The sequence below is a fragment of the Streptomyces sp. R44 genome (genome assembly GCF_041053105.1).
Taxonomy (GTDB): domain Bacteria; phylum Actinomycetota; class Actinomycetes; order Streptomycetales; family Streptomycetaceae; genus Streptomyces.
In genome coordinates this window covers 7,278,535-7,304,105 of record NZ_CP163444.1, presented here as the reverse complement: position 1 = coordinate 7,304,105, position 25,571 = coordinate 7,278,535, and the positions used below count along the sequence as shown (strand labels likewise).

Annotated in this window: 20 protein-coding genes and 1 pseudogene; 11 read left to right on the top strand and 10 right to left on the bottom strand. The window is 72.0% G+C overall.

The window, feature by feature from the left end:
• Positions 1 to 32: 32 nt before the first annotated feature.
• The 5 genes from AB5J54_RS33980 (at position 33) to AB5J54_RS33960 (ending at position 4,585) form a co-directional block, all read left to right on the top strand.
• The gene (locus tag AB5J54_RS33980) at positions 33 to 851 is read left to right on the top strand and encodes an SDR family NAD(P)-dependent oxidoreductase (protein WP_369147755.1); all 819 of its coding nucleotides are present in this window, start codon (positions 33 to 35) and stop codon (positions 849 to 851) included.
• Positions 852 to 956: 105 nt separating this feature from the next.
• Entirely contained in the window at positions 957 to 1,478 is a 522-nt protein-coding gene (locus AB5J54_RS33975) for an EF-hand domain-containing protein (protein WP_369147754.1), read from the top strand.
• 187 nt (positions 1,479 to 1,665) lie between these two features.
• Complete coding sequence (locus AB5J54_RS33970; RefSeq protein WP_369147753.1) at positions 1,666 to 2,463, top strand: alpha/beta fold hydrolase; 798 nt, start codon at positions 1,666 to 1,668, stop codon at positions 2,461 to 2,463.
• 19 nt (positions 2,464 to 2,482) lie between these two features.
• A complete protein-coding gene (locus AB5J54_RS33965) occupies positions 2,483 to 3,178 on the top strand; it encodes an alpha/beta hydrolase (RefSeq protein ID WP_369147752.1) in 696 nt (231 codons plus the stop codon).
• A 174-nt stretch (positions 3,179 to 3,352) separates the two neighbouring features.
• The gene (locus AB5J54_RS33960) at positions 3,353 to 4,585 is read left to right on the top strand and encodes a serine hydrolase domain-containing protein (RefSeq protein WP_369147751.1); all 1,233 of its coding nucleotides are present in this window, start codon (positions 3,353 to 3,355) and stop codon (positions 4,583 to 4,585) included.
• 22 nt (positions 4,586 to 4,607) lie between these two features.
• Here AB5J54_RS33960 and AB5J54_RS33955 read toward each other — a convergent pair whose 3' ends face one another.
• From AB5J54_RS33955 to AB5J54_RS33945, 3 genes are read right to left on the bottom strand one after another with little or no spacing between them, the layout of a single operon-like run.
• Positions 4,608 to 5,174, bottom strand: coding sequence for a DUF3291 domain-containing protein (locus tag AB5J54_RS33955; protein WP_369147750.1), 567 nt, complete (start codon positions 5,172 to 5,174; stop codon positions 4,608 to 4,610).
• Positions 5,175 to 5,206: 32 nt separating this feature from the next.
• Positions 5,207 to 5,860: a helix-turn-helix transcriptional regulator gene (locus AB5J54_RS33950; protein ID WP_369147749.1), complete on the bottom strand. Its 654-nt coding sequence runs from the start codon at positions 5,858 to 5,860 to the stop codon at positions 5,207 to 5,209.
• A gap of 46 nt (positions 5,861 to 5,906) precedes the next feature.
• Entirely contained in the window at positions 5,907 to 6,527 is a 621-nt protein-coding gene (locus AB5J54_RS33945; protein WP_369147748.1) for a hypothetical protein, read from the bottom strand.
• Between the two features lie 91 nt (positions 6,528 to 6,618).
• On the opposite strand from AB5J54_RS33945, the gene AB5J54_RS33940 reads away from it, so the two are divergent.
• The 4 genes from AB5J54_RS33940 (at position 6,619) to AB5J54_RS33925 (ending at position 11,704) form a co-directional block, all read left to right on the top strand.
• Positions 6,619 to 7,290: a TetR/AcrR family transcriptional regulator gene (locus AB5J54_RS33940; protein ID WP_369147747.1), complete on the top strand. Its 672-nt coding sequence runs from the start codon at positions 6,619 to 6,621 to the stop codon at positions 7,288 to 7,290.
• A gap of 126 nt (positions 7,291 to 7,416) precedes the next feature.
• Positions 7,417 to 8,814 (top strand): GH1 family beta-glucosidase, encoded by a 1,398-nt coding sequence (locus AB5J54_RS33935; RefSeq protein WP_369147746.1) that lies wholly within the window; start codon positions 7,417 to 7,419, stop codon positions 8,812 to 8,814.
• A 14-nt stretch (positions 8,815 to 8,828) separates the two neighbouring features.
• The gene (locus AB5J54_RS33930; RefSeq protein WP_369147745.1) at positions 8,829 to 10,097 is read left to right on the top strand and encodes an MFS transporter; all 1,269 of its coding nucleotides are present in this window, start codon (positions 8,829 to 8,831) and stop codon (positions 10,095 to 10,097) included.
• Positions 10,098 to 10,291: 194 nt separating this feature from the next.
• Positions 10,292 to 11,704, top strand: a complete 1,413-nt coding sequence (locus tag AB5J54_RS33925) for a cytosine permease (RefSeq protein WP_369147744.1) — start codon at positions 10,292 to 10,294, stop codon at positions 11,702 to 11,704.
• 44 nt (positions 11,705 to 11,748) lie between these two features.
• Here AB5J54_RS33925 and AB5J54_RS33920 read toward each other — a convergent pair whose 3' ends face one another.
• The 7 genes from AB5J54_RS33920 to AB5J54_RS33890 all read right to left on the bottom strand — a co-directional run bounded on the left by AB5J54_RS33920 (position 11,749) and on the right by AB5J54_RS33890 (position 20,105).
• Positions 11,749 to 13,401 (bottom strand): NB-ARC domain-containing protein, encoded by a 1,653-nt coding sequence (locus AB5J54_RS33920; protein WP_369147743.1) that lies wholly within the window; start codon positions 13,399 to 13,401, stop codon positions 11,749 to 11,751.
• Positions 13,402 to 13,526: 125 nt separating this feature from the next.
• A complete protein-coding gene (locus AB5J54_RS33915) occupies positions 13,527 to 14,018 on the bottom strand; it encodes a hypothetical protein (RefSeq protein WP_369147742.1) in 492 nt (163 codons plus the stop codon).
• Positions 14,019 to 14,127: 109 nt separating this feature from the next.
• Positions 14,128 to 14,367 (bottom strand): ABC transporter permease, encoded by a 240-nt coding sequence (locus tag AB5J54_RS33910; protein WP_369147741.1) that lies wholly within the window; start codon positions 14,365 to 14,367, stop codon positions 14,128 to 14,130.
• Positions 14,368 to 14,395: 28 nt separating this feature from the next.
• Positions 14,396 to 16,825 (bottom strand): WD40/YVTN/BNR-like repeat-containing protein, encoded by a 2,430-nt coding sequence (locus AB5J54_RS33905; RefSeq protein WP_369147740.1) that lies wholly within the window; start codon positions 16,823 to 16,825, stop codon positions 14,396 to 14,398.
• Between the two features lie 129 nt (positions 16,826 to 16,954).
• On the bottom strand, positions 16,955 to 17,659 hold the full coding sequence (locus tag AB5J54_RS33900) for a PQQ-binding-like beta-propeller repeat protein (protein ID WP_369147739.1): 705 nt from the start codon (positions 17,657 to 17,659) through the stop codon (positions 16,955 to 16,957).
• Between the two features lie 146 nt (positions 17,660 to 17,805).
• Positions 17,806 to 18,531 (bottom strand): pyridoxamine 5'-phosphate oxidase family protein, encoded by a 726-nt coding sequence (locus tag AB5J54_RS33895; RefSeq protein WP_369149548.1) that lies wholly within the window; start codon positions 18,529 to 18,531, stop codon positions 17,806 to 17,808.
• Positions 18,532 to 18,605: 74 nt separating this feature from the next.
• Positions 18,606 to 20,105 (bottom strand): globin domain-containing protein, encoded by a 1,500-nt coding sequence (locus tag AB5J54_RS33890; protein WP_369147738.1) that lies wholly within the window; start codon positions 20,103 to 20,105, stop codon positions 18,606 to 18,608.
• Between the two features lie 716 nt (positions 20,106 to 20,821).
• Between AB5J54_RS33890 and AB5J54_RS33885 the strand changes: the two are divergent.
• Positions 20,822 to 24,839 (top strand): annotated as a pseudogene (locus AB5J54_RS33885) (DUF6531 domain-containing protein); the annotation flags it as partial.
• 430 nt (positions 24,840 to 25,269) lie between these two features.
• Entirely contained in the window at positions 25,270 to 25,533 is a 264-nt protein-coding gene (locus tag AB5J54_RS33880) for a hypothetical protein (protein ID WP_351858973.1), read from the top strand.
• Positions 25,534 to 25,571 lie beyond the last annotated feature (38 nt).

Here is a 25,571-nt window from a genome sequence, read left to right as displayed (position 1 = left end):
CTGGGCCGCCGGGTGCTGCCAGCGTGGTCGCCATGACCCACCCCACCACCTTGATCACCGGCGTCACCCAGGGCATGGGGCGCGCGCTCGCCCTCGACCTGGCGCCCCGCGGCGGCACCCTCCTCCTGCACGGCCGGAACGCCGGACGCCTGGAGGCCGTGGCCGCCGAAGCCCGGGCCGCGGGCCCCGGCACCACGGTCCGTACGTATCTCGCCGACCTCTCCGACCTCGACCAGGTGCACGCGATGGCCGCCCGGATCCGGGCCGACGAGCCGTACCTCGACGGCCTGATCCACAACGCGGTGGCCGGCGGCGGCGCGCGGCCGCTCGTCCGGGAGCTGAGCGCCCAGGGCCATGAACTCCGCTTCGCGGTCAACCACTTGGCGCCCTACGCACTCACCCGCGCCCTGCTGCCGCTGCTCACCGCCTCGGCTCCGGCGCGCGTCGTCAACGTCGCCTCGATCGGTCAGCAGACCATCGACTTCGACGACGTGATGACGGAGCGGGAGTACGAGGGGCTGCTCGCCTACTGCCGGAGCAAGCTGGCCATGATCATGGCGACCTTCGAGCTGGGCGCCGAGCTGGAGGGCACCGGCGTCACGGTGAACGCCCTCCACCCGGCCCACCTGATGGACACGCCAGGCGTCCGCGCCTACGGCCTCACCCCGGTCACCACCACCGCGGACGGTGTCCGCCCGACCGTGCGGCTGCTCCTCGACCCGCAACTGGCCGGCGTCACGGGCCGCTACTTCGACCGGTTCACCGAGACACGGGCCCACGAGCAGGCGTACGACACCGAGGCGCGCGAGCGGCTGATGAAGCTGACGCACGAGCTGGTGGGGGCGGTCTGAGCGGCCACTCGTCCGGGTGGTCGGGGGGCGAGTCGGCCGCGCGCGAGGGGCTCGGCCGTCGATCATGGGCGGCGGTACGTCCCCGTATGTGAAGGAAGATCCGGCATGTCGCTCCCCCAGGTCGCCCCACAGGCCCCCGTGACCCCGAAGGCCCGCATCTACGCGATGCTGGACACCGACGGAGACGGAGTCGCCTCGAAGCACGACTACTTCGTCCGCATCGACCGGGCCCAGGCGGCGACCGGACGCGCCGACGACGACCCCCTGGTCATCGCCGCACGCGCCACGGGCGAACGCGCCTGGGCCGCGATGGACGCCAACGGCGACGGCGTGATGACCTACGAGGAGTACATCGCCTGGGTGGACGCGGACAAGTTCGACAACATCTGCCAGTACGCGCTGGGCGCCCTGTTCGACCTCGCCGACGACGACCAGGACGGCAAGCTGGACCGGTCGCAGTTCACCCTGCTGCGCGAGGCGCTCGGCAACCGGGCCGACAACGCCGGCGCGGCCTTCGACGCGCTGGACGCCGACGGGGACGGACGCGTCGGCCGCGCGGAGTACCTGGCGTCGATCCGCGCGTACGTCACGGGCGACGGGTCGGCCATGGGGGACGTCCTGTACTGACCCGCCGGTGCCGGTCGTTCCGGGCACCCCATGAAGCCCCTCGCTGCCGCCGGGGGCTTCTCGCGTTCTGCGGCCGGGCGGCGGCGGTGCCGCGCCTTCACCCCCTTGGACCGCGGACCGCGCCCCGCCCGACGCGGCACAGCAGACTCGCTCCCAGCGATACCCCCCACCCCCTCAGGGAGCCCGCATGTCCCCGCTCGCCTCCGGGCGCACCGCCGGCGCACTCGCCCTCCTCATCGCCGCCGCGGCCACCCCCGCGACCGCCGCAGCCCACGACGCCAAGCCGACCGTCGTCCTCGTGCACGGCGCCTTCGCCGACGCCTCCGGCTGGAACGCGGTCGCCGCGAGCCTCCGGCACCAGGGCTACCAGGTCGTCGCACCCGCCAACCCGCTGCGCGGCCTGAGCAACGACTCCACGTACACGGCCGGCGTCCTGAAGAGCATCGAGGGCCCCATCGTCCTGGTCGGCCACTCGTACGGCGGAGCCGTCATCAGCGGCGCCGCGGCCGGCAACCCGAACGTCAAGGCGCTCGTCTACGTCGCGGCGTTCATGCCCGACAAGGGCGAGTCCCCCGCCGAGCTCTCCACCAAGTTCGCCGGCAGCGAGCTCGGGACGGCCGTGCGCCCCGTCCCGTACACCGACAACACGGGCAGCGGCGTCGACCTGTACATCCAGAACGACAGGTTCCACAGCGTCTTCGCCGCCGACCTGCCCGAGCGGCAGGCGCGGCTCATGGCGGTCGAGCAGCGTCCGATCACGGCCGCGGGCTTCGCCGAGAAGGCCGGGGCGGCGGCCTGGAAGACGATCCCGTCCTGGTTCCTCGTGGCCCGGCAGGACAAGGCGATCGCCCCGGACCTGGAGCGCTTCGAGGCGCGGCGGGCGGGCTCCCGCACCGTGGAGATCGACTCCTCGCACGTCGCCATGATGTCCCACCCCGACACCGTCGTCGGCCTCGTCGACGAGGCCGCGGAATCCACCTGCTGAAGCCGAAGGAAGAAGTGTCATGAGCGAGAAGCCCACCATCGTCCTGGTCCACGGTTTCTGGGGCGGCGCCGCCCACTGGGCGAACGTCATCGTCGAGCTGAACAAGCGCGGTTACGACAGGATCCACGCCGTCGAGAACCCGCTCACCTCGCTCGCCGACGACGCCGAGCGCACCCGCAAGATGATCAAGCAGGTCGACGGTCCCGTCGTCCTCGTCGGTCACTCGTACGGCGGCGCCGTCATCACCGAGGCCGGCGACCTGCCCAACGTCACCGCCCTCGTCTACATCGCGGCCTTCGCGCCGGACGCCGGCGAGAGCCCGGGCGGGATCAGCCAGGAGATGCCGCCCGCCGCCTTCGAGAACATCGCACCCGACTCCGACGGCTACCTCTGGATCAAGCAGGACAAGTTCCACGAGAGCTTCGCCCAGGACCTCGCGCCCGACGAGGCCCTCGTCATGGCCGTCACCCAGAAGGCGCCACTCGGCTCCACCTTCGGCGACAACGTCACCGCACCGGCCTGGCGCAACAAGCCCGTCTGGTACCAGGTGTCCACCGAGGACCGCATGATCCACCCCGACAACGAGCGCCGGATGGCGGCGCGCATGAACCCGCGCAAGACCGTCGAACTCGACGCGAGCCACGCCTCCCTGGCCTCCCGGGCCGAGGCCGTCGTCAATCTGATCGAGGACGCCGCGAACGCCACCGCCGGCTGACCGGCCCACCGCGCCGACGTCGCTGACGCGTTCCACCGCGTCGGCAACGTCGGCGCGGTGCCGTCGGCGCCGTACCGCCGGCCCGATGTCCTCGCGCGGGCCTGACGGGTGATGTTCGCGCGGTTCGACGGCGCCTCCACGGTCGTACGGGCGCCACCGGCCAATACTCCGGCCATGAGACGACCCCGCTCCCCCCTCCCCCCGCGCCGTGCCGCGGCCGCCGCCCTCGCCGCGCTCCTCGCCCTCGGCGCCCCCGCCACGGCGGCCGCGGGCCCGGCGGGCGACCCCGGCCACCGCCGTCCCTGCGTCGCCTCCCGGGTGCCCGATCGCGGACCGGCCCGAGACATCCTGCGGATCGCCGAGCAGGCCAAGGCGGACATGGGCCTCAAGTCCGTGATCCTGCGGGTCACCGTCGACGGCCGCGAGGTCGTCACCACCGCGCTCGGCGAGTCGATGACGGGGGTACCGGCGACGCCCGCCATGCACTTCCGGAACGGCAACATCGCGATCGCCTACATGGGCACGGCGCTGCTGCGTCTCGTCGACCAGGGCAAGGTCCGGCTCGACGACCCCGTCGCCCGCTGGCTGCCCGGCCTCAAGGACGGCGACCGGATCACCCTGCGCATGCTGGCCGCGTCCACCACCGGTCTCGTCGACTACGTGAGACTCCCCGCGTTCCAGCAGGCCGTCGTCGCCGACCCCTTTCGCCAGTGGACGGCCGACGAACTCGTGCGGCTCTCGACGAGCCAGCAGCGGTGGTACGAGCCGGGCACCAACTGGAGCTACTCGCACGCCAACTTCGTCCTGCTCGGCGCCGCCCTGGAGAAGATCACCGGCACCCGGCTCGACGTCCTGCTGCAGCGGCAGGTCCTGGACCCGCTCCGCCTGCGCGAGACCAGCAACTCCTTCACCCCCGACATCCCGGAACCCGTCCTGCACGCTTTCACCTCGGACCGGGGGACGTACGAGGAGTCCACCTTCTGGAACCCCTCGTGGACGACCGCTCCCGGCGCGGTGGAGACCACGGACATCTGCGACCTGGCGAGCTCGGCCGCCGGCATCGGCTCGGGCCGGCTGCTCTCGCCCTCCTCCTACCGGGAGTTGCTGAACCCGGGAACGGTCGGCCTGGGCCACGCCACCAAGAAGTGCCCGGCGACGGTCTGCATCGCGCAGACCGAGGCCACCCACTACGGGCTCGGCCTCCTGGTGCTCGGCGACTGGGTGTCCCAGCATCCGCTGTTCTTCGGATACTCGGCGTCCCAGGCGTATCTGCCGTCGGAGCGGCTGTCCATCGCGGTCTCGACCACGAACGGCCCCGACGCCGCCGCCGGGCACACGGCGCACGTGATCACCCAGCGGATCGCCGCCGCACTGGCCCCGTCGCACCCGATCCCCGACTTCGGCTGACCGCCGTCGCGGACGGTCCGCCTCAGACCGTCGCCGAGTCCCCGTCCGGCGCGTGCTCGGCGGCCTCGGCGACGGTGACTGCGGCCGTGGCGGCTTCGGCTTCGCTCGCGGCTTCCGCTTCGGCCGCGGCTTCCGCTGCGGTGTAGGACGAGGCGAAGGTGAAGGCGCGCGGCGAGGGCCCGTGCGCCCGCAGATCCGCCAGTCGCTCCACGGCCTCGCCGACGGTCGGGACGTGCCCGGCGGGGACCCACCAGAGCACCAGGTGCGCCTCGACGTGCCGGTGGAACCAGTCACGGCGCTTGCGCATGACCTCCAGATGTCCGCTGCGGTAGGCGAAGTCCCACAGGGCCTCCTGGCTCTCCCACACCGACAGGTTGACGATGACGTCGTCGCCCAGCGGCCGCAGCCCGGTGGCGTCGCCCTCCCCGTCCTCCACGAGCCGCCACACGAAGCCGGGCGTCCCGTCGGCGGCGGCGTTGACCGGATCGAGCATCTCGACGAACGGCGCCACGCGCGGGTCGTCGAGGGGGTACCGGAGCGTGGCGACGTTGAGCTGGGCGAGGTGGGCGGGGTGCCGGGATGCGGTCATGACCTCATCCCAGCACGAGCCCGTTTTCTATGTCAATCGACATTGTTTTTAGAAGCTTCGACCACCACGCAGCACTCCCCCGGCCGGGCGTCCATGCGCGCGTGTACGGCCCCCTCCGTACCGAGCAGCCCTTCGAGGAGGGCGAGGTTCATGCCGCAGACGAGCGGCGGGAAGCTCTCGGCGACGGCATGGAAGGGACAGTTGCGCATACGCACGGCATCACCTTCGAGGAAGGGCTCGTAGCCGCGGGCCGCCAGCGTCTCCCTCGCCTCGTCGAGGCCGCCGCAGGGCCCCGCCCCATCGCGCAGGGCCTCACCCCGGCGGCGGGCGGCCGCGCAGAGGCCGGCGTCGAGCCCGGCCTGCTCGGCGGCCTCGGCGAGCAGCTCGGCGGCCGTGCGGTAGTCGCGGGCGGGCAGCGACACCGACCGCTCGCCCCGCGCCCGGGTGTACACCTTGGCCGGACGGCCCGCCCCCGGCCCGGAGCGCCCCGAGAGCCGGCGACTGCCGCTCTCCAGGAGCCCGGCCCCGGTCAGCTTGTCCAGATGGTGCGCGGCGAGGGTGCGCGCCACCCCGATGGCCTCGGCGGCCTCGTTGCGGCCGACCTCGCGGCCCTGGGCCACCACGTACTCGTACAGGCGGCGCCGTACAGGATCCTGCAGCAGCGCGATCGCGTCGATGTCCTCCACGGGACCAGTCTAGAAACAACGCGGATAAGCGATAGAAGAGCGCCCCTCAGGGCCTGGACCTGACCACCGCGACGCCGCACAGCGCCGCGAGTCCCAGACTCGCCGCCGCCGGCCCGGCGAAGCCCACGGCCGCGGAGGAGGGAAGGACGCGGTCGGTCGGCGGGACGGCCCCGTCGGGGTCGAAGACCATCGTCAGACGGCGCCCCGGCCGCACGCCCGCGCCGCAGCCGCGCCAGGCCTCGGCCGACACCGGAGTGCCGTCGGGCAGCCGTACCGCGCAGGAGTACGCGACGTGGTCCCGCCCTTCGTACCGGTGGACATGGACCTCGGTCACCACCACCGGACGGCTCACGCCCCGCGCCGCCAGGACGGCCTGCGCGGCCTGGCCCGGCAGCCACCAGGCGAGGAAGCCGCCGAGGAGGGCGACCGCCCCGACCAGGGCACGGCCCGCGTTCGTCGCGAGGAGATACGCGGCGGAGCCCAGGGCCGCCACGACTCCGGCCACGGTCCCCGGCACGCCGAACCCGGTCGACGCTCCCGCGACCGCGGCGCCCGCGATCACACCGGCGGTCGCCAGGCCCACCAGGGCACCTTCCGCCAGGAGCCGCCCGGGCGGGCGGCCGGAGAAGTTCGCCGGACCCCACAGGAACGCACCGTCGTAGGCCATGCCGCCCCCTGATCGTCGACCGCGCCGAGGCACGCGGGGGCATCAGTCTGCCTGCTGCTACGTTCGGACGTCCGACGACCGGGAGCGTGTGGTGACGGAGACGAGGAAGCCGGGGCCGGACCCCCGGCCGCGGCTGCGGAGGCAGCCCCAGCAGGCACGCAGCCGGGCCAGGGTCGAGGCGATCCTCGGCGCGGCCGACCGGCTCCTGTCCCAGGAGGGGTACGAGGCGCTGACGATGCGGCGGATCGCCGAGGAGGCGGCCGTGCCGGTCGGCAGCATCTACCAGTTCTATCCGGACAAGGGCGCCGTGGTGGACGCGCTCGGCCGGCGGTACCTGGAGGGGTTCGCGGCCGCCATCGACGAGCTCGTCGGACGGGCCGTCGAGGGCGAACTGACCGATCTGGTCGGCACGATGGTCGACGTCTACAGCGAGCTGTTCCGGTCCCAGCCGGGCGGCATGGCGCTGTGGGCCGGACGGCACCTCAGCCCCGAGCTCGCGCGGGCCGACGAGGCGAGCAACGCGCTCATCGCGGAGGGCCTGCGGCGCATCGTGGAGCACCTGACCGGCGCTCCCGGCGGCGAGCGGGTACGGCGGGCGACGCGGATGGTGGTGTGGGCGGCGAACGCCGTGCTGCACGAGGTGTTCAAGGGCGAGGGCGAGCCGGATCTGGAGACCGTGGACGAGCTCAAGCGGATGCTCGATCGCTACTGGGAGGACCTGCACGGTCGGCTGACCGCGGAGGAGGCCTCGGAGAAGGGGTGATTCCGGCCCGTCCGATGCATAGAACGTGAACGAGTGTTCATGTTACGGTGCGGCCCACCTCGGACGGCGAGCCGGCACAGACGGCGCGCCCGCATCGGACGGCGAGCCAGCAGAAGGCAGGTACCCGTGACCTCCAGCCCCACCGGTCCCACCGATCCCACTCGAATCCCGGGCCTCCCGGCCGATTTCGTCTGGGGCGCCTCGACCGCCGCGTACCAGATCGAAGGCGCGGCCGAGGAGGACGGCAAGGGGCCCTCGATCTGGGACACCTTCGTACGGCGCCCCGGGGCCGTCCGCGACGGCCACACCGGCGACGTCGCCTGCGACCACTACCACCGGTCCGACGAGGACGTCGCGCTGATGCGGCGGCTCGGACTCGACGCGTACCGGTTCTCGGTCTCCTGGCCGCGCGTCCTGCCGGCCGGTGCGGGCAAGGTCGAGCCGCGCGGCCTCGACTTCTACGACCGGCTGGTCGACGCGCTGCTGGACGCCGGGATCGAGCCGACGCCCACCCTCTTCCACTGGGACCTGCCGCAGGCCCTGGAGGACGAGGGCGGCTGGCTGAACCGCACGACCGCGCACCGGTTCGCCGAGTACGCGGCGGTGGTGGCGGACCGGCTCGGTGACCGGGTCAAGCGGTGGATCACCCTGAACGAGCCGTTCGTGCACATGTCCTTCGGCTACGGCTTCGGCGTCCACGCCCCGGGCCGGGCCCTGCTGCTCGACGCACTGCCCGTCGCGCACCACCAGCTGCTCGGCCACGGCCTGGCGACCGCGGCGCTGCGGGCGGCCGTCCCGGACGGGCAGGTGCTCATCGCCAACAACTGCACGCCCGTACGGCTGCGCCCGGACGCCCGCACCGACGAGGACGAAGCGGCGGCCACGGCGTACGACGTGCTGCACAACCGCCTCTTCAACGACCCGATTCTGCTGGGCAGTTGTCCCGACCTCTCCGCGTACGGCATGGCCGACCCGAGCTGGGGAGGCGTGGTGCGCGAGGGCGATCTCGCGACCATCTCCGCACCGCTGGACGGACTGGGCGTCAACTACTACAACCCGACCTGGGTGACCGCCCCGGCCGATCCCGCCGCGGGGCTCCCCTTCGACCTGACCGATCCTCAGGAGGCGTACCGGCGGACCGCGTTCGGCTGGCCGGTGGTCCCCGACGGACTCACGGATCTGCTCACCGGCCTCAAGGACCGCTACGGCGACGCCCTCCCGCCGGTGTGGATCACCGAGAGCGGCTGCTCGCAGCCGGCCGGGCGGCACGACCAGGAACGCATCGACTACCTCGCCGGACACATCACGGCGGTCGCGGACGCCGTGGACCGAGGGGTCGACGTACGCGGCTACTTCACCTGGTCGCTGCTCGACAACTTCGAGTGGGCCGAGGGCTACCACCAGCGTTTCGGCCTCGTCGAGGTCGACTTCGCCACGGGACTCCGCACGCCCCGGGCGAGCTTCGACTGGTACCGCGAGCTGATCGCCTCCCACCGCGGCGTCAGCACCTCCCCCAGGGCCTGAGCGGCGAAGCCACCATGGCCCACGCCCCGGAAGAGGCCGCCGAGGACGCCGTCGCCGCCGTCCTCGCCGAGCCCACCGTCCCGGTCACGGCGGGCTGGACGGCGAGCCTCTCGCTCTCCACGCTGGCCGTCTTCATGGCCTTCATGACGCCCATCCAGATCCTGCTGCCGCTCCAGCTGGAGCAGATCGACCCGCACGACAAGAACACCGCGCTGTCGCTGGTCACCGGTCTCGGCGCGCTCGTCGCCGTGCTCGCCAACCCGATCGCCGGCGCGTGGTCGGACCGGACCACCGGCCGGTTCGGCCGGCGCCGGCCCTGGATCCTCGGCGGCGCCCTCGCCGGGGCGGCGGGCCTCGCGGTCACCGCCTCCCAGCACACGGTGGCGGGCGTCGCCGTCGGCTGGTGCCTCGCCCAGGCGGGCCTCAACGCGATGCTGGCGGGGGTCACCACTCCGATCGCCGACCGTGTGCCGCTGACGCAGCGCGCGGTGGTCTCCGGCTGGACGGGCCTCATGCAGTCGGTCGGGCTGGTCCTGGGCGCGCTCATCACCGCCCTCCTCGTGACCGGCGTCCGCTCCGGCTACGCCACGCTGGCCGTACTCACGGTCGTACTGGCCCTGCCGTTCGTCCTGCGCCACGCCGAGCCGCCGCTGCCGCGGGAGCTGCGCCCCTCCGTCGACGTCCGCACCCTCGCCCGCTCGTTCTGGGTGAGCCCACGGAAGCACCCCGACTTCGGCTGGGCGTGGCTCACCCGGTTCCTGATCAACCTCGGGAACGCCCTGGGCACGCTCTACCTGTTCTACTTCCTCGCCGACGCCGTCCACTACGGCGACCCCGGCACCGGCGTGCTGATCCTGACCGTGGTCTACACCCTCTGCGCGGCGCTCACGGCGATCCCCGTGGGGGTGCTGTCCGACCGCATGGGACGCCGCAAGGGATTCGTCGTCGTCTGTTCCCTGGTCATGGCGGCCGCCGCGCTGCTGCTCGCCCTGGTCCACACCTGGCCGTCCGCCCTCGCCGCCGCGGCCGTGCTCGGCGCGGGCTACGGCATCTATCTCGCCGTCGACCAGGCGCTGGTCACCCAGGTCCTGCCCGAGGCCGCCGACCGCGCGAAGGATCTCGGCGTCATCAACATCGCGAACTCGGGCCCGCAGGTCCTGGCCCCGGCGCTCGCCTCACCGGTCATCGCCCACCTCGGCGGCTACACCGGCCTGTACGCCACGGCGGCCCTGGTGATCCTGGCCGGCGGCCTCCTCGTCCACCGCATCAGGGGCGTGGCCTGACACCACCCCCCGCGCACGGCCGTCCCACTCTCTGAAATTCTCCATTCAGCCCCTTGCCCCCTGTTTCCCTCTATGCGAGATTCGGCGCACCGCGGTGCGGGTGAACGGCCGCGGTCCGTCCGGATACACAGGAATCGCTGCGGGGAGAGGTCTCCACCATGCCGGTCCAACACGCCTCCGGGGAACGACTCTCGATGGAGAGGCGCACCATCGAGGTCATTCCCGACGCCGAGCGGCACGGCACGCCGCGCAGCCAGTTCACGCTGTGGTTCGGCGCCAACATGCAGATCACCGCCATCGTCGACGGCGCGCTGTCCGTCGTCTTCGGCGCGGACGCGCTGTGGGCGATACCCGCCCTGCTCATCGGCAACGTCCTCGGCGGCATCGTGATGGCGCTGCACTCCGCGCAGGGCCCCCGGCTCGGCGTCCCGCAGATGATCTCCAGCCGCGCGCAGTTCGGCGTCCACGGCGCGGTCCTGCCGCTGCTGCTCGTGATCCTCATGTACCTCGGCTTCGCCGCGACCGGCAGCGTGCTGGCCGGGCAGGCGCTCGCCGAGCTGCTGCACATCGACAACACACAGGTCGGCATCCTCGTCTTCGGCGCCCTGACGGCCGTCGTCGCCGTCACCGGCTACCGGCTGATCCACGCCGCCGGCCGCGTCGCCACCGTCGCCGGGGTGCTGGGCCTCGGCTATCTCCTCGTGCGGCTGTTCACCCAGTACGACGTCGGCGCGCACATCGGGACCAAGGGCTTCGAGGCGGCGACCTTCCTGCTCGCCGTGGGGCTCGGTGCCGGATGGCAGCTGACCTTCGGCCCGTACGTCGCCGACTACTCGCGCTACCTGCCCCGCGACACCAGCACGCGCGCGACGTTCTGGTCGACGTTCGCCGGTTCCGTCATCGGCTCGCAGTGGGCCATGACGCTGGGCGCGCTCACCGCGGCCGTCGCGGGCAAGGCCTTCCTCACCGACCAGGTGGGCTTCCTCGGCGAGCTGGCCGGTCCTGCCGCACTCGCCTTCCTCATCTACCTGGTGATCGTGGTCGGGAAGCTGACCGTCAACTGCCTCAACGCGTACGGCGGTTTCATGTCGATCCTGACGACCGTCACGGCCTTCGACGGCCGCTCGCGGATCTCGGCGACCGCCCGTGCCGCCTACATCGTCGGCTTCACCGCGGTGTCGATCGTCATCGCCCTCGCCGCCAGCGCCGACTTCCTGAACAACTTCAAGAACTTCGTGCTCCTGATCCTGATGGTGTTCACCCCGTGGAGCGCGATCAACCTGGTCGACTACTACCTGGTCTCCCGGGAACGGGTCGACATCCCCGCGCTGTACGACCCCGAGGGCCGCTACGGGCGCTGGAACGTCACCGCGCTGACCTGTTACGTCGTGGGCGTCGCCGTCCAGATCCCGTTCCTGGCCACCAAGCTGTACACCGGCGCGATCACCAGGAAGCTCGACGGCGCCGACATCTCGTGGATCGTCGGCCTGGTCGTCACCGGCGCCGTGTACTGGCTCTGGGTCCGCCGCACGGCCGACCCGCCCGCCGAAACCGTCCACCCGGCCACCCCCGAGGACGACAACCGCATGACGGCCCCCGTCGGCTGACCCGTACTCACCTCACGGGCGAGACATCGCGGGAATGCCCTCTGCTAGGCATCGTGGCGCCGCCGCCGAACGGACGCCTGCTGCGCGAGGGTCAACGGGTGGTCGGCCCCGAGCACCCGCTTGAGGTGCTCGAGGAAGCGGACGGCGGCGGTCGCCGCCCCGGGACGGTCGCCGGACGCTTCCCGCCAGTCGATGAGGTGTCGCCAGACCGTAAGACTCTGCGGGTGGCTCTCGCCCAGCACTCGCAGGGTGGGCATGAGGAGCTCGGCCAGCAGTGCGGCGGCGGCCTTGGCGTCGCCCGACCTTCCGCTCCACACAGCGAGGTCGAGACGGGCGGTGAGGGTGTCGGGGTGCTCGCCGCCCAGATGGCGCCGGGCCGTGGCGGCGAGGCGGTCGAAGTGCTCGCGGGCCGCCGCGACCTGCCGGTTCTCGCCGAGGCTGTGGCCCGCGCGGTACAGCACGGTGTGCACCTCGGGCCGGTGCAGGGCGTGTTCGGCATGTTCCCGCAGGACGTCCGTGTTGGATCGCAGCGCCCGGGCCAGGTCCGCATCGCGCTCACGGTCGGGCCATCCGTCGGCGAGGGCGTCGGCCGCGGTTCGAGCGAGCCGCCACCGCCGGCCGGGCTCCAGCGGCTCCCGGACCGCCCGCTGAATGAGCTGGTGGACGCGCACGGTCCGGTGGAGGATTCCGGGCGTGTGGTCGACGAGACTCAGCTGATGGAGGTTCCACAGCGCGCAGGTGACGTCCTGGGGGTCGATCTCCGCCCCGCCGTCCCGGTTGACGAAGTCGAGGACGGCCCATCCGTCGAGGATCGGCGCGGGGATGCCGTTGGGGTCGAGCAGCGCCGCGATTTCGAGGAGGGGACGTGCGACTCCTCGCGGGCTGAGCCGGTCCGCCAGGTCGACGGACAGGGACCAGGCGGCGGCGACCGTGTGCCGTTGGCCGTCGGGCAGGCCGCTGATGTCCGCGAGTACGTCGTGCAGCACGAGTCTGCGGTCGGCCAGGCGCCGGCGGTAGGCGGCGCAGTCCAGATGCTTGTTGACCATGTACGGCACGGCTTGGGCGAGAGCGAGCGGGAGGTGTCCGAAGTCCTCCGCGAGCGCGAGGATCTCCTCGGTGCTGTCGGCTCGTCCGTGAACCGCGAGCTTGCCCGCCAGGTAGTCGTGGGACTCCTCGGGCGTGAAGAGACCGACCTCGATCCGGGCGCGTCCTCGCGCCAGGAACGCGGCGTCACGGTTGCGCGTCGTCACCAGGGTCCGTCCACCGGGGCCCTGCGGTGGCCACAGATCGTGAAGATCGGCCGGCTGGGTGACATCGTCCAGTACCACCAGCCAGCGCTTGCCGTGGTCCTGCCCGAGCCAGCGGAGGAAGGTCTGGGCGGCCTGTCCCGGGTCCCGGCGGTGGGTGCCGAGCACGCTCGCGGCTGCCTGTGCGTAGGCCTCGGTGATCGCCTCGGGGCCGGCCGCGTTCACCCAGACCAGCAGGTCGAGGTCTCCCTCGCGCCACAGCCGGCGGACATGACGGGCCGCCACCTGCGTCTTCCCCACCCCACCGCCGCCGACGAGGATGTGGCACCGTTCCCTGGCCCCTGGGCTCTCCTGGTCGGCGGAGGCCAGGTCCAGGGCATGGATCGCATCGCGTTCCTGAAAACAGTCCGCCTCGGGAGGGAGCACCCCGGCCTGGTGCGGCCAGGACACGGCGGGGCGGCTCGGCGGGTTCTGCAGCTGGAGGAGTCCGATGTGCCGGGCGGCGATGCTGCCGTTCTGCGCGTGGACCGCCTGTTCCGCGAGGTCGTTCGGGCGTAGCGGGGTGCCGGGGACCGTCAGCCCTCGTCCGGGCCCGGCTTCGAAGGGGACCCCAGGACGACGTCCCCCATCCGGAGCGCTGCGACCGATCCGCGGTCGGCCCGGACGTCCACGTCTCCGCCGATGGACAGCCCGGCCCGATCGGCCGCCACCACGGGGCCCACGGGCACGTGGGTCGCGAGCAGCGATCGCAGCTCGGTGGCCGCCTGGGCACGACCGGCTTCGTCCATGCTCTCGAAGAGAGCCTCGAAGCGGGCCTGCCACAGTCCTTCCTCGCGCGCGTGGTCGACCTCGTGGCCCGCTTCCAGCGCCGCGGCCGTGCGGTCGAGACGCTCGATCTCGGCTTGTTCCCGCTCCGGCCGGCCCCGGCCGAACCATCGGGCCACGGCGTTCCTGAAGGCGCCCCACGCGTCCGTTCCGGCCGCCTGCACCACGGCGGCACCGCCCGTCGCGGCCAGTGCCGTCACGACCTCTTCCAGCATTCCCTCGCCCAGTGTCCGCTCGGCCATCCGTTGTCCGGACCGTAGCGCACGAACAGCTCCTGGGGGCCGACTCGGCACAACCCGCGGGGATCGAGCGAGCTCGGCCCGGTGCGAGGCAGCGGCCCGCCGGCGCGTCTCAACCCTGCGCGGCCCGGGCCCTGCGGTACTCGGCGCGTGCGAGCAGCGAGAAGATGATCGTGGCGCAGAGTGCGACGCCGACGATCACCCACTCCAGGGCTCCGCTGCCCTGGTCGGGCTCGACCTCGAAGACCCGTTCGATCCAGTCGGGCCAGATCGCGGTCAGGAGGAACAGCAATCCGCTGAGGCAGGCCGCGATCGCCTCGATCCGGCCCCGCAGGCGTACGTTGCGCACCATCGTGCTCACCTTCACCCTCGCCGGACCGTCACACCGAGGACAGGTCGATCCGGAACATGCCGCGGCCGTGGGTCACGCAGACGAGCGTCTCGTCCATCCAGAACAGGTCGTCCACCGAGCAGTTGGTCGGGCCCTCGTTCGTCGGTGACCACGTCGTCCCGGAGTCCTCGCTGGCGAACAGGCCGACCTCGGTGCCGCAGTACAGGAACACGTGGCGCCGCGGATGCACGGCGAGCGCCCGTACGGGAGCGGCGGGAAGCGTGGGCGAGAGGTCGGTCCAGCGGGCGCCGCCGTCCTTCGTCACCCACAGGTTGCCGGGCTCGAAACCGCCGAAGGCGACGTACGCGGTCTTCACGTCCGTCGGATGGGCGGTGATGCTCGTGCAGTACCGCTGCGGTCGCAGCGGGTCCGGGCCGATCACTCCGACACGGTCCCAGGTCGGCGTCGCGGCCGTGCCGTCGGTGGTGCGGAAGAGCATGCCGTTGCGATGGCCCACCCACACCACGTCGGAATCGGCCGGGGCCACGGCGAGCGCGCTGATCAGCGACCCCGCGCTGGGCTTGATCGACTGCCAGCTGGGACCCGAGGTCGGGGTGTTCGGCGCCTTCGCGTCGTTCGTCCGCCACAGCGAGAGACCGCCGGCGAGCAGCCGCTGCGGGTCGCCCGGATCCATGACGAACGGCGCGATGAAGAGCGCCTGCTGGTTCTTGGCGTCGGGAATCCGGAACGGCACCGGCTTCCAGTCCCAGCCGGGAAGCGCCGGGTTCCAGAACTGGCCGCTGATGTAGCGGTCCGGATCGTCGGTGGCGCCGCCGTCGTCGTTGCGGTGGATGTTGAGGAAGACGTACTCGCCGTAGAGGACGTCCGGGTCGGTCGGGTCGCAGGCGCACCAGCCGCCGTCACCGCCCTGAAACTCCCGCCACCCCTCCGTCCCCGTCGCGGGGTCGAAGACGAGCGTGCCGTTGTCCTGCGCACCCCCGATGATCTTTCCGCTGACGGTGTTGCCGGCGCCGCCGAAGAACTGCGTGACGCCGTAGTTGTTGTCCAGCTCGGTCCAGCCGTCGACGAACGGCGCCTTCGGCTCCGACCCCACCACCGCCAGGTCCGCCGCCTTGAACACCCCGCCGTCGTTGCCGAAGAACACGGTCCTGTTGTGCACCCCGTCGTACGAGGGGTGCGAGACGATCGCGTGGTGATCGGCGTGCGCCGAGCCCGGGTCCCACCAGGTGCTGATCTCGGCCAGGTGGTCGCCGCCGTCCGTACTGCGCCACAGATCGACCCCGCCGGTGACGATCAGGTCCGCGTCCGTCGGGTCCCCGGCCCAGATCGCGTTGCTGTACCAGCCCTGGTCGGCGAGATAGTCGGCCACCTTGCCGCTCGGCGTCTTGATCTTCCTTCTCTGATACGTCTTGCCGCCGTCGGTGGACCGCCAGATCTGGCCGGTCTGCGCCTGCACCGAGGCGTACACGATCTCCGGGTCCTTCACCGCGTAGGCGAGTTCGACCCGGCCCGACCACGGGCCGTGCGTCGAGGCCTGCCAGGTGAGCCCGCCGTCGGCACTGAACCAGGCCTCGCCCGCGTCGAGCGCGCCGGCGACCGCCTTGTCGTCGTCGCCCGGGTCGAACACGACCTGGCCGAGCGGGATGCCCAGGACCCGGGTCCACGTCGCCCGTGCCGGGTCGGAGCTGCGGAACAGTCCGGTGTCGGTGGCCGCGAGGACCACGGCGCCCGTCGAGGAGACCGCGATCCGGGTCACGGCGCGGAAGTCCTGGGTCTGCGTCGCCGGCAGGGGCGCCCAGGTGGTGGCGTCGGTGGTGCGGAAGATGCCGTTGCCGCGGAGGGCGTCGACGTTGGAGAAGCCCTCGCCGGTCCCCACGTAGATCGTCGACGGGTCCGAGGGGTCCATCGTCATGCACGCGCACGCGAGGTTGCCGAGGAAGTCGTCCACGGGCGCCCACTTCGCGCCGCCGTTGCGGGTGATCCACACGCCGCCGCCGGCGCTCGCGGCCCACATCTTGTTCGGGTGGCCGGGGTCGACCACGACGGCGCGGGTGCGGCCGCCGATGTTCCCGGGGCCGAGCCACTCCCACTGGGCGAGCGTCATCCCGGCGGTCGGCGCCGGCCGGTCCGCACGCGCGCCGCGGTGACGACCGGTCGGCACGCCGGCCGTCTCCGCGGCCGGGGCCGTGCTCCGCACCAGCGAGCGGGTCTGGGCACGGGCCGTGCCCTGGGCGTGCGGCGGCACCGTCCCGTCGTCGCCGCGCTCCTGCTCGTACCGGAACAGCAGCCGGGCGTTGGGGAGGTCGGGGTAGTCGAGGCGGCGCAGTGCCCGGCGCACCGCCCTGACGGGGAGGCCGTCCAGAGTCTCGTTCGTGGCGCCCCGGCTCCTGCGCAGCAGCCGCACCTGCTCGACGGTGATGTCCTTGGCCTGGGCGAGCTGTTCGTCCGAGATGGTCATGAGGCACCTCTGGGTGCGAGACGTTTCTGTTCCGGCGTGGCCGGGAGCTTGGCCACGAGCGCGGGTACGGGTGGCGGCTCTCCGGACGGGGCTACGAGCCCGGGTACCGGCGGCGGCTGTCCGGCAGGGCTACGGGCGGAGTCTGCGGGGGCGGCTCTCCGCCGTCTCGTCGAGTACCACCTCCCAGACGGCCGCGGCGGTCCGGGCGTCCACCGCCCGCAGGACGACGGCGTCCTCTCCGCCGGAGCCGGCGCGCACGGTGAGTTCCATCCGGAGGCCGCCGACCTGCCCGTACGCCAGTACGTCGGCGGGGAGGGGCGGTTGCGGCGGGGCCGGGACCTCCGTGTCCGCCACGGCGTCCGCCTCCGTGTCCGCCTCGGTCGCCCTGACGGCCAGCGGCTCCACCGACGGAGTCGCCAGGTCGATCCGCAGGGCGCCGTGCGCCTCGCGAGGCCGGCTCCCCGCCACCTCGGGACCGGGGGGCGCACCGCCCCGGTACAGGGCCCGGGCGGTCCACCGGATCACCAGCGGGTCCTGAACCTCCGCCGTGTCCACGGTGAACTCGGGCGAGTCCTGCAGGGTCGGGTGAGCCCACGGCGGCAGCGCGAGGGCCGGCGACGTCCAGAGTTCCGTTCCCTCGCCCACGTCCAGGAGTTCGACCTCGAGCGCGGGCGAGGCACCCACGCGCAGCGCCACCACGTTCCCGCCGACGATCGCGCAGGGACGCAACGCCCGGCCATGACGCCACAACACCGCGCCGGTTTCCAGGTCCAGCGCGATGAGTGTGCCCTGGCGGTCGTGTACGACGGCCCGTCCTGCGGACGCGTCGGCCACGCCGCGCGGGATCCTGGGCATCCGGCCCCCGATCACCAACTCTCGGTGTGGCGGGACAGTTGCTGCGGACCCGCCCCGTTCGCGAGGCGGAGGTCCTTCACCATTCTCACCGGCTGCCGGAGGGGCGGCAAGCGGGAGCCCCGCCGTCAGGCCGGGGTGCGTCTGCTGAACCAGCCGCTGAAGTTCTGGCACCCGGATTCCGTCGCGGAGCGCGGGCCGGCAGCTCGCCGTGTCGCCCTCGCCAGGGCCCGTTCCGCTTCGGCGCGCCAGGTCGCCGCGCTCGCGCGGGGCGGCGGCAGGAACGGGCCGCGGGCCGGTGCGTCGGCGCCCGCTCCGAAGAAGTCGCCGCCCTTGCGCTTCACGTCGTCCGTCCCCCAGGAGCGGCCCGCGCCGCGCGCGGGGACCCGCTGCAGGTGCGGGATGTGCTTGGCGCAGTGGATGTACGCCTCCTCGACGGTGATCACCACCCAGACCAGGGACCGTCGGCCGGGCACCGGGTCGGTCGCGAGCGTGGTGTGGGCGCGGCGCATGTCCTCGTCGGCCACGATCCCGGCCCGGCCGTTGACGTGGAGACCGATGCGGTCCCGCAGGAAGTCCACCATGAGGACGCCGACGTGCGGGTTCTCCTCGATGTTGCCCAGGCTGGCGTGGACGCCGTTGCCCCGGTACTCGGGGTAGGCGAGCGTCCGGTCGTCCAGGACGTGGAGGAAACCGGGCGGGCCGGCGCGGAAGGTGTTGTCGCACTCGCCGTGCCGGTCGGCGGTGGCGAGGAAGAACATCTCCTGCCGGGCCACGAACTCCCGCATCCGCGGGTTGAGTCGATCGAGGACCTGCTCGGCGTAGAAGCGGTCGGCGCGCTCCATGGTGCCCATGCGCTGCTGGACGAGGTGTTCACCGTCGCTGCCCGGACGGGTGGTGCGCAGCGGCGCCGTCTGTTCGAAAGTGCTCACGTCGTCGCCCCGACCAGTCCTTCGATGGAGTCGTGCCGTATGCGGCGGGAGGGGACGCCCATGCCGAGCAGGGTGTCGACGCCGCGTCGGATCATGCCGGGCGGGCCGGACAGGTACACGTCGTGGGTCTGCCACGAGCCGTACTCCCGTACCGCCTCGGGGAGTCCGCCGGGCAGGCCGACGGGACCGTCGTCGACGACCGGTCGGACGGAGAGCCAGGAGTGCGACTGCTGCAGCCTCAGCATGGTGTCGAAGTCGTACAGGTCGTCATTGCGGCGGGCGCCGTAGAACACGTCGACGGAGCGGTGCCGGCCGTGCTGCACCACGTCCTCCACCAGGGCCTTGATGGGCGCGATCCCGGTACCGCCGCCGAGGCAGAGCAGCCCGCTGTCGGTGGTGTGGTCCACCGTCATGGAGCCGGTGGGCGGTCCGAGCCGGAGGACGTCCCCCGGACGGGCGCGGTGGACCAGGGCGTTGGAGACCCAGCCCGCCGGCACGGCCTTGACGTGGAAGGAGAGCAGGCCGTCGGAGCGCGGGGCGGAGGCGAAGGAGTAGTGCCTCCACACCCGGGGCCACCAGGGGGTCTCCAGGGCGGTGTACTGCCCGGCGAGGAAGGGGTACGGCTGGTCGGGCCGGACCGTGACGACCGCGATGTCCTTCGTACGCGCCTCATGGGCGACGACCTCCGCCTGCCACCAGGCGGGCGCGCGCAGCTCGTCCTCGGTCGCCGCGTCGATCATGATCTGGGAGATGGCCGTGTAGGCCCCGACCCAGGCGGCTTCGGTCCAGGGCCCCCAGGTCGAGGGGGCGTAACGGGCGAGGGCGCCGATCAGGGCCTCGCCGACGGCCGGATAGTGCTCGGGCCGGGTGCCGTACTTCCGGTGGCCGCGGCCGAGCTGGGTGAGGTACGCGGTCAGGGTGACGGGGTCGTCGGCGTGGGTGGCGGCGGTGAGCAGCGCCTTGAAGAGCCGGTCGCGCTGGGTGTCCATCGCCGCGGGGAAGAGCGCCCGCAGGTGGGGGTGGTGGAGGAAGAGCAGCGCGTAGAAGTACGAGGTGACCGTGTCGGCGATGGGCTCGATCTCGGCCATCGTCCGGCGCAGCAGCGCCGCGTCGGACGTGTCGCTGTCCGCGGCGCGCGGCGCCGAAGGGACCCGCTGCGGCGGCACGGAGCGCGCCGCGGTCCCGTGGCCGCTCGGCGGTACGGAGCGGGGGCCGGGCACGTGGGGGTTCGGCCGTGCCGGAGTCGGTGCGGGTGCGGGTGCGGGTGCCGGTGCGGGTGCCGGAGTCGGTGCGGGTGCGGGTGCCGGTGCGGGTGCCGGTGCGGGTGCCGGTGCGGGTGCCGGAGTCGGTGCGGGTGCGGGTGCCGGTGCGGGTGCCGGTGCGGGTGCCGGAGTCGGTGCGGGTGCCGGAGTCGGTGCCGGAGTCGTGTTGCCCGGGCTTCGCGTGAACCAACCTCCGTTGCCCACGCCCCCATCGGTGCGGGCCGGAACTTCCATCGGTCTGCCTCGCCTCGAACGTCTGCGGTCGGTCTTGCGTCCTCCTCATTCGCCGGGTCAGGCGAACGCGGCCGACCATACCTCTGCCGTTCGAACACACCACCGGCTCTGCACCCAGCCGGGCGGATCTTTGTTCCTGCTGGTCAGAGCGTGGTTACTGATGAGTCGGGCCGGTCCCGCACTCCCGCAGGACCGGCTCCGCGCACGATTCACCGACGGAAGACTCACGGAGTCCCCAGACCGCCTCCACATTCACGGGGCGGTCTTCACGAGCACCCCGTGCGGTCTCCCACACAACCGAGCGGGTGCGCTGGTCCCTGACAGGTCACCCAGCACGTTCGCTGCCGCGCACACCGTGTGGCAGACCTGGTCGGACACGGTGGACAAGCCGACCTCCACGGGAAAGCGCGTCAGCAGCGGGCCTGGCAATCTGGACGGACGGCTGTCGGCGGCGGGGCCGCCGGCCCCAGAACCACACCAGCACCACCGGCCGGCCCTCGGGCGTGAGGTTCACGGTGCTGGAGCGGATGTCCGCATTGACCGTCCACAGCGGCGCGGAAGTAGGCCAAGCTGCCCGCCACCGCCGCGGCGGGCAGCCGAGCCGGCCGAGGGAGAAGTCGCGTTGTTCGACTGCGGCCTCCCATGACAAGGTGTTCGCACTTGCATTCTGCGAACAGGCTTGCACACGGGGGATTTTCCATCATGGCTGTCACGTGCACTGGGGCAAGGTCAAGGGCAAACACCTGAAGGACATGGTCTCCGCAGCCCGCACGATCGCGGGCTCGCTGGACATGGCGGCGGGCGCGATCGAGGCCATGAAGTGGAAGGCGGTCGCGGAGCTCGGCGTCCTGGCCGGTCAGACGGGGCTGGCGATGGCGCTGATACCGGTGACCGGTGGCCTGTCAGCGCTGCTGGGTGCCGGCGCGATCGCGTTCACGAAGAAGCAGCTGCTGAAGCTCATCACGGGTGCGATGGAAGAGGCGGTCGGTCACATCGTCGGGGTGATGACCGAACCGGCCGTGGCGGCACTGGAGAACATGGCCGCCGATCTGGTGGTCCAGGTCAGCATGGACGCCTTGGGCGTCCAGAACGGTGTGAACCTCGACCAGACGAAGCAGGCCGGCAAGGACGGCTTCAACGAGGGTGTCCAGGGCGCGAAGGAGGGTTTGAACCTCGCCTCCGCCGGAGGTGGTGGCGGTGGCGGTCGCGCCGGGGGCAAGGGCTTCCACATCGAGCACGACGAGCACGACAACGCCAGTACGAAGCTGAACGGCGTGAGCGTCGGTATCCACGGCAAGACCACCGGCAAGCTCACCAAGGCCAAGTCGGCTCAGGGCCGCAACAAGGGCCGCGACGACATCGCCGACGCCCTGGACCCCGTCATCGAGAAGGCCATGGGCGCCCTGGTGAAGTCCGCCAAGACCATGGGCGATCACGTCGGCGAAACCCTGCCCAAGGCCGTCAAGCGGATCTCCACCGACCACAAGGACAACGACGACGACATCCGCGCACGCCTCGCCAGGGAGAGGAAGCAGGACGAGGACCGGGGCAAGGACCGGAAGAACACGGTCAACGACGGGCCGAACAGCAAGCACAGCGGCTCCGACCGGAACCGGCCCGAACCGCTGCGGGGCGCGCGACGAGCCGCGTCGCCACGCCATCTCCCTCGACAAGACGGTGTGCGAGAACGACCCGGTCGACGTCGTGACCGGCGAGATGACCCTGCCGCAGACGGACCTGTCGCTGCCCGGCGTCCTGCCGCTGGTGCTGCGCCGGACCCATCTGTCGGAGTACCGCCACGGCCAGTGGTTCGGCCGCAGCTGGGCCTCCAGCCTGGACGAGCGGCTCGAACTCGACCCGCTCGGCACGGGCGCGGTCTGGGCCCGCGAGGACGGCTCCCTGCTCGTCTACCCGGAGCTGCCGCGGCCCGGCGGTGAGCCCGTGCTGCCCATGGAGGGCGATCGGCTGCCCCTCGTCCACGGTGGGCAGCACGAGGACGAGACCATGTACACGGTCAGCGACCCGCACTCCGGCCTGACCCGTACCTTCACCGGCAGCCCCTACCGCTCGTCGATCGGCTACTGGCTCGCCGAGATCCGCGACCGCAACGACAACCGCGTCGTCTTCTCCCGCCGCCCCGACGGCTCTCCCACCGCCGTCACCCACACCGGCGGATACACCGTCCAGGTCAGCAGCGAGGCGCAGCGCGTCACCGGCCTGGCGCTGCGCGGCCCCGACGGTCCGGTCACGCTGCTGACGTACGGCTACGACGAGCGCGGCAACCTCGACGCGGTCACCAACTCCTCCGGTCTGGCACTGAGGTTCGGCTACGACGCGGACGACCGGATCACATCCTGGACCGACCGCAACGACTCCACGTTCCGGTACGCGTACGACGACGCGGGCCGCGTCGTCCGCACCATCGGCCCGGACGGCTTCCTCTCCTCCACCTTCACGTACGACCCGGAGAGTCGGGTGACGCGCTACACCGACTCCACCGGCGCCACCACGGTCCACCACTTCAACGAGCACCTCCAGGTCGTCGCGACGACCGACCCGCTCGGCAACACCGTCCATCAGAGCTGGGACCGCCACGACAACCTGCTCAGCCGTACGGACGCGCTGGGCCACACCACCCGTCTCGACTGGGACGAGCGCGGGAACCTGACCGCCGTGCGCAACCCCGACGGGACCGCGCTCTCCTGCGTCTACAACGACCTCGATCTGCCGCTGACCACCGTGCTTCCGGACGGCATGGAGCTGCGCCAGGAGTACGACGCGCGGGGCAACCGCATCCGGTCGACCGACGAGCACGGCGCCACGACCACTTTCGTGTACGACGGGTCGGGCGCGCCCGTGGCGGTGACGGACACCCTGGGCCACACCACGACTTTCGACCGTGATCCGCACGGTCTGCCCCTGGCGGTCACCGATCCCCTGGGCGCCGTCACGCGCTATTGGCGCGACGCCTTCGGGCGGACCGTCGCCGTGGAGGGGCCCCTCGGGAACACGATCTCCTTCGAGTGGACGACCGAAGGTCTGCTCGCCCGACGGGTCGAGGCCGACGGGTCGGAGCAGAGTTGGACGTACGACGGGGAGGGCAACTGCCTGACCCACACCGACGCGCTGGGCGGCGTCGCACGGTTCACGTACACGCACTTCGACCTCATGCGCTCGCGTACCGCTCCGGACGGCGTGCGCCACGAGTTCGTGCACGACACCGAGCGGCGTCTCACCCAGGTGGTCAACCCCCAGGGAATGACCTGGAACTACTCCTACGACGCGGCGGGCCGGCTGGCCGGCGAGACCGACTTCGACGGCCGCTCCGTCGGGTACACGTACGACGCGGTGGGCCGCACGACCAGCCGTACCAATGCGCTGGGTCAGCAGGTCCGTTACGAGCACGACGCTCTCGGTCGGATCGTCCGGAAGGACGCCGACGGGCAGGTCACGGCCTTCGACTACGACCTGTGCGGTCGGCTCGTCGCGGCCACCGCTCCCGGTGTCACCCTGTCCATGACCCGGGACGAGTGGGGTCGGCCGACCGCGGAGTCCGTCAACGGGCGGACGCTGACGCACGCGTACGACGCCCTGGGCCGCCGTACGGGTCGCACCACGCCCGTCGGGGTGACGAGCCGGTGGGTGTTCGACGCAGCAGGCAACCGCACCCGGCTGACCACGGCTGGGCGCACGATCGACTTCGGCTACGACGCGGCCGGACGCGAGACCACCCGGGACTTCGGAGGTGCCTTCACCCTCGCGCACGCCTACGACGAGCTGGGCCGTCTGACGACCCAGTCGGTACGGGACGCGGCCGGCCGGAGCCTCCACCGCCGCGACTACGGCTACCGCGCCGACCACACCCTCACGTACACGGACGACCAGCACACGGGACGGCGTACCTTCGACCTGGATGCCGTCGGCCGGGTCACGGCGGTCCACGCGGAGGGCTGGAGCGAGCGGTACGCCTACGACGAGGCGGGCAACCAGACCGAGGCCGACTGGCCCCGTTCCCACCCCGGTCATGAGGCGACGGGCGCGCGTTCCTACACCGGCACCCGGGTCGAACACGCCGGCCGGGTGCGCTACGAGCACGACGGCCAGGGTCGGGTCACCCTGCGCCGGAAGGCGCACCTCTCCGGCAAGGTGGAGAGCTGGCGCTACACCTGGGACGCCGAGGACCGGCTCGTGGGGGCCGTCACCCCGGAGGGGACGCGCTGGCGCTACCTCTACGACCCGTTCGGGCGGCGGGTCGCCAAACAGCGGCTGGACGACGTGGGCGAGGTGGTCGAGCGCACCGACTTCACCTGGGACGGCCTGCTCCTGTGCGAGCAGGTGACCACCTCGGCCGAGCTGCCCCGTCCGGTCGCCCTCACCTGGGACCACCAGGGGACACGTCCCGTCGCCCAGACCGAGCACCTCGCCGGTCAGGACGAGGTCGACCGCCGCTTCTTCGCGATCGTCACCGATCTCGTGGGCACACCGAGGGAACTGCTCGACGAGAACGGCGAAACGGCCTGGCGTACCCGCACGACCCTGTGGGGCACGACGACCTGGGCGGCGGACAGCGTCGCCTACACCCCGCTGCGATTCCCGGGTCAGTACTTCGACCCGGAGACGGGCCTCAACTACAACCACTTCCGGCACTACGACCCCGAGGTGGCGCGCTACCTCACCTCCGACCCGCTGGGCCTGGCCCCGGCCGCGAACCCCTTCACGTACGTCCACAACCCGCACACCTGGACGGACCACCTGGGCCTGGCCCCGGAGTGCCCGACCTTCCCGATCTACCGGACGCCCAAGCACAAGGACAAGGAGTACGAGAAGGAGCACGGCCCGAACCCCGCGAACCATCAGCCGGGCGTGGACATGGGCGGCGGCTACCTCACCGACGGAAAGATCTACTTCGGTGAGCGGGACGTGGCCGCCGAGTATTGGAGCCCGAACGGCGGGGTCAACTTCGCGAATGGCATGGTGCGGTACGACATGCACCCGGACTTCCTGAAGGAGTTCACCGGTTCCGAGTACATGAAGGTGTACGACACCAAGGGGAAGGACGGGGCGCCCCGCATCGAGTGGACGATTCCGGTGGACAAGCTCGACCGGTTCAACGAGCTGGTGATGAAGCGGACATGGATTCCGTATGGTGAGAAGGGGTGATGACGTGGTCAGGAATCACGAAGAGTTCGACGTGGTGATCAAGGTGGTGACCATGGTGGGGTCGTTCGTGACGATCGAAACCGCGGAAGGCGGGGACGGGTTCATCGACCAGGCCAAGCACCCCTCGTGGTGGTCGGAGGAGGCGCCGCCCCCGGCCGAGGGCGACCGGCTCCACGTGGTGGTCCTGGACGCTTCCAGGACCCCGCCGCGGCTGAGCGCGCTGGAGGATGACATCGAGATCGGGCGCCGGCTCCGCGGCGACGGCTGACCGGCATCCGGGAGTCAGCCGTCGGCTGCGAACCGTAC

Coding starts and splice junctions, on each gene's coding strand:
- AB5J54_RS33955 (WP_369147750.1), bottom strand. CDS start 5,174: ATGACCGCATCCCGGCACCCCGCCCACCTCGCCCAGCTCAACGTCGCC.
- AB5J54_RS33945 (WP_369147748.1), bottom strand. CDS start 6,527: ATGGCCTACGACGGTGCGTTCCTGTGGGGTCCGGCGAACTTCTCCGGC.
- AB5J54_RS33960 (WP_369147751.1), top strand. CDS start 3,353: ATGAGACGACCCCGCTCCCCCCTCCCCCCGCGCCGTGCCGCGGCCGCC.
- AB5J54_RS33895 (WP_369149548.1), bottom strand. CDS start 18,531: ATGGGCACCATGGAGCGCGCCGACCGCTTCTACGCCGAGCAGGTCCTC.
- AB5J54_RS33930 (WP_369147745.1), top strand. CDS start 8,829: ATGGCCCACGCCCCGGAAGAGGCCGCCGAGGACGCCGTCGCCGCCGTC.
- AB5J54_RS33980 (WP_369147755.1), top strand. CDS start 33: ATGACCCACCCCACCACCTTGATCACCGGCGTCACCCAGGGCATGGGG.
- AB5J54_RS33965 (WP_369147752.1), top strand. CDS start 2,483: ATGAGCGAGAAGCCCACCATCGTCCTGGTCCACGGTTTCTGGGGCGGC.
- AB5J54_RS33925 (WP_369147744.1), top strand. CDS start 10,292: ATGGAGAGGCGCACCATCGAGGTCATTCCCGACGCCGAGCGGCACGGC.
- AB5J54_RS33975 (WP_369147754.1), top strand. CDS start 957: ATGTCGCTCCCCCAGGTCGCCCCACAGGCCCCCGTGACCCCGAAGGCC.
- AB5J54_RS33915 (WP_369147742.1), bottom strand. CDS start 14,018: ATGGCCGAGCGGACACTGGGCGAGGGAATGCTGGAAGAGGTCGTGACG.
- AB5J54_RS33910 (WP_369147741.1), bottom strand. CDS start 14,367: ATGGTGCGCAACGTACGCCTGCGGGGCCGGATCGAGGCGATCGCGGCC.
- AB5J54_RS33970 (WP_369147753.1), top strand. CDS start 1,666: ATGTCCCCGCTCGCCTCCGGGCGCACCGCCGGCGCACTCGCCCTCCTC.
- AB5J54_RS33890 (WP_369147738.1), bottom strand. CDS start 20,105: ATGGAAGTTCCGGCCCGCACCGATGGGGGCGTGGGCAACGGAGGTTGG.
- AB5J54_RS33905 (WP_369147740.1), bottom strand. CDS start 16,825: ATGACCATCTCGGACGAACAGCTCGCCCAGGCCAAGGACATCACCGTC.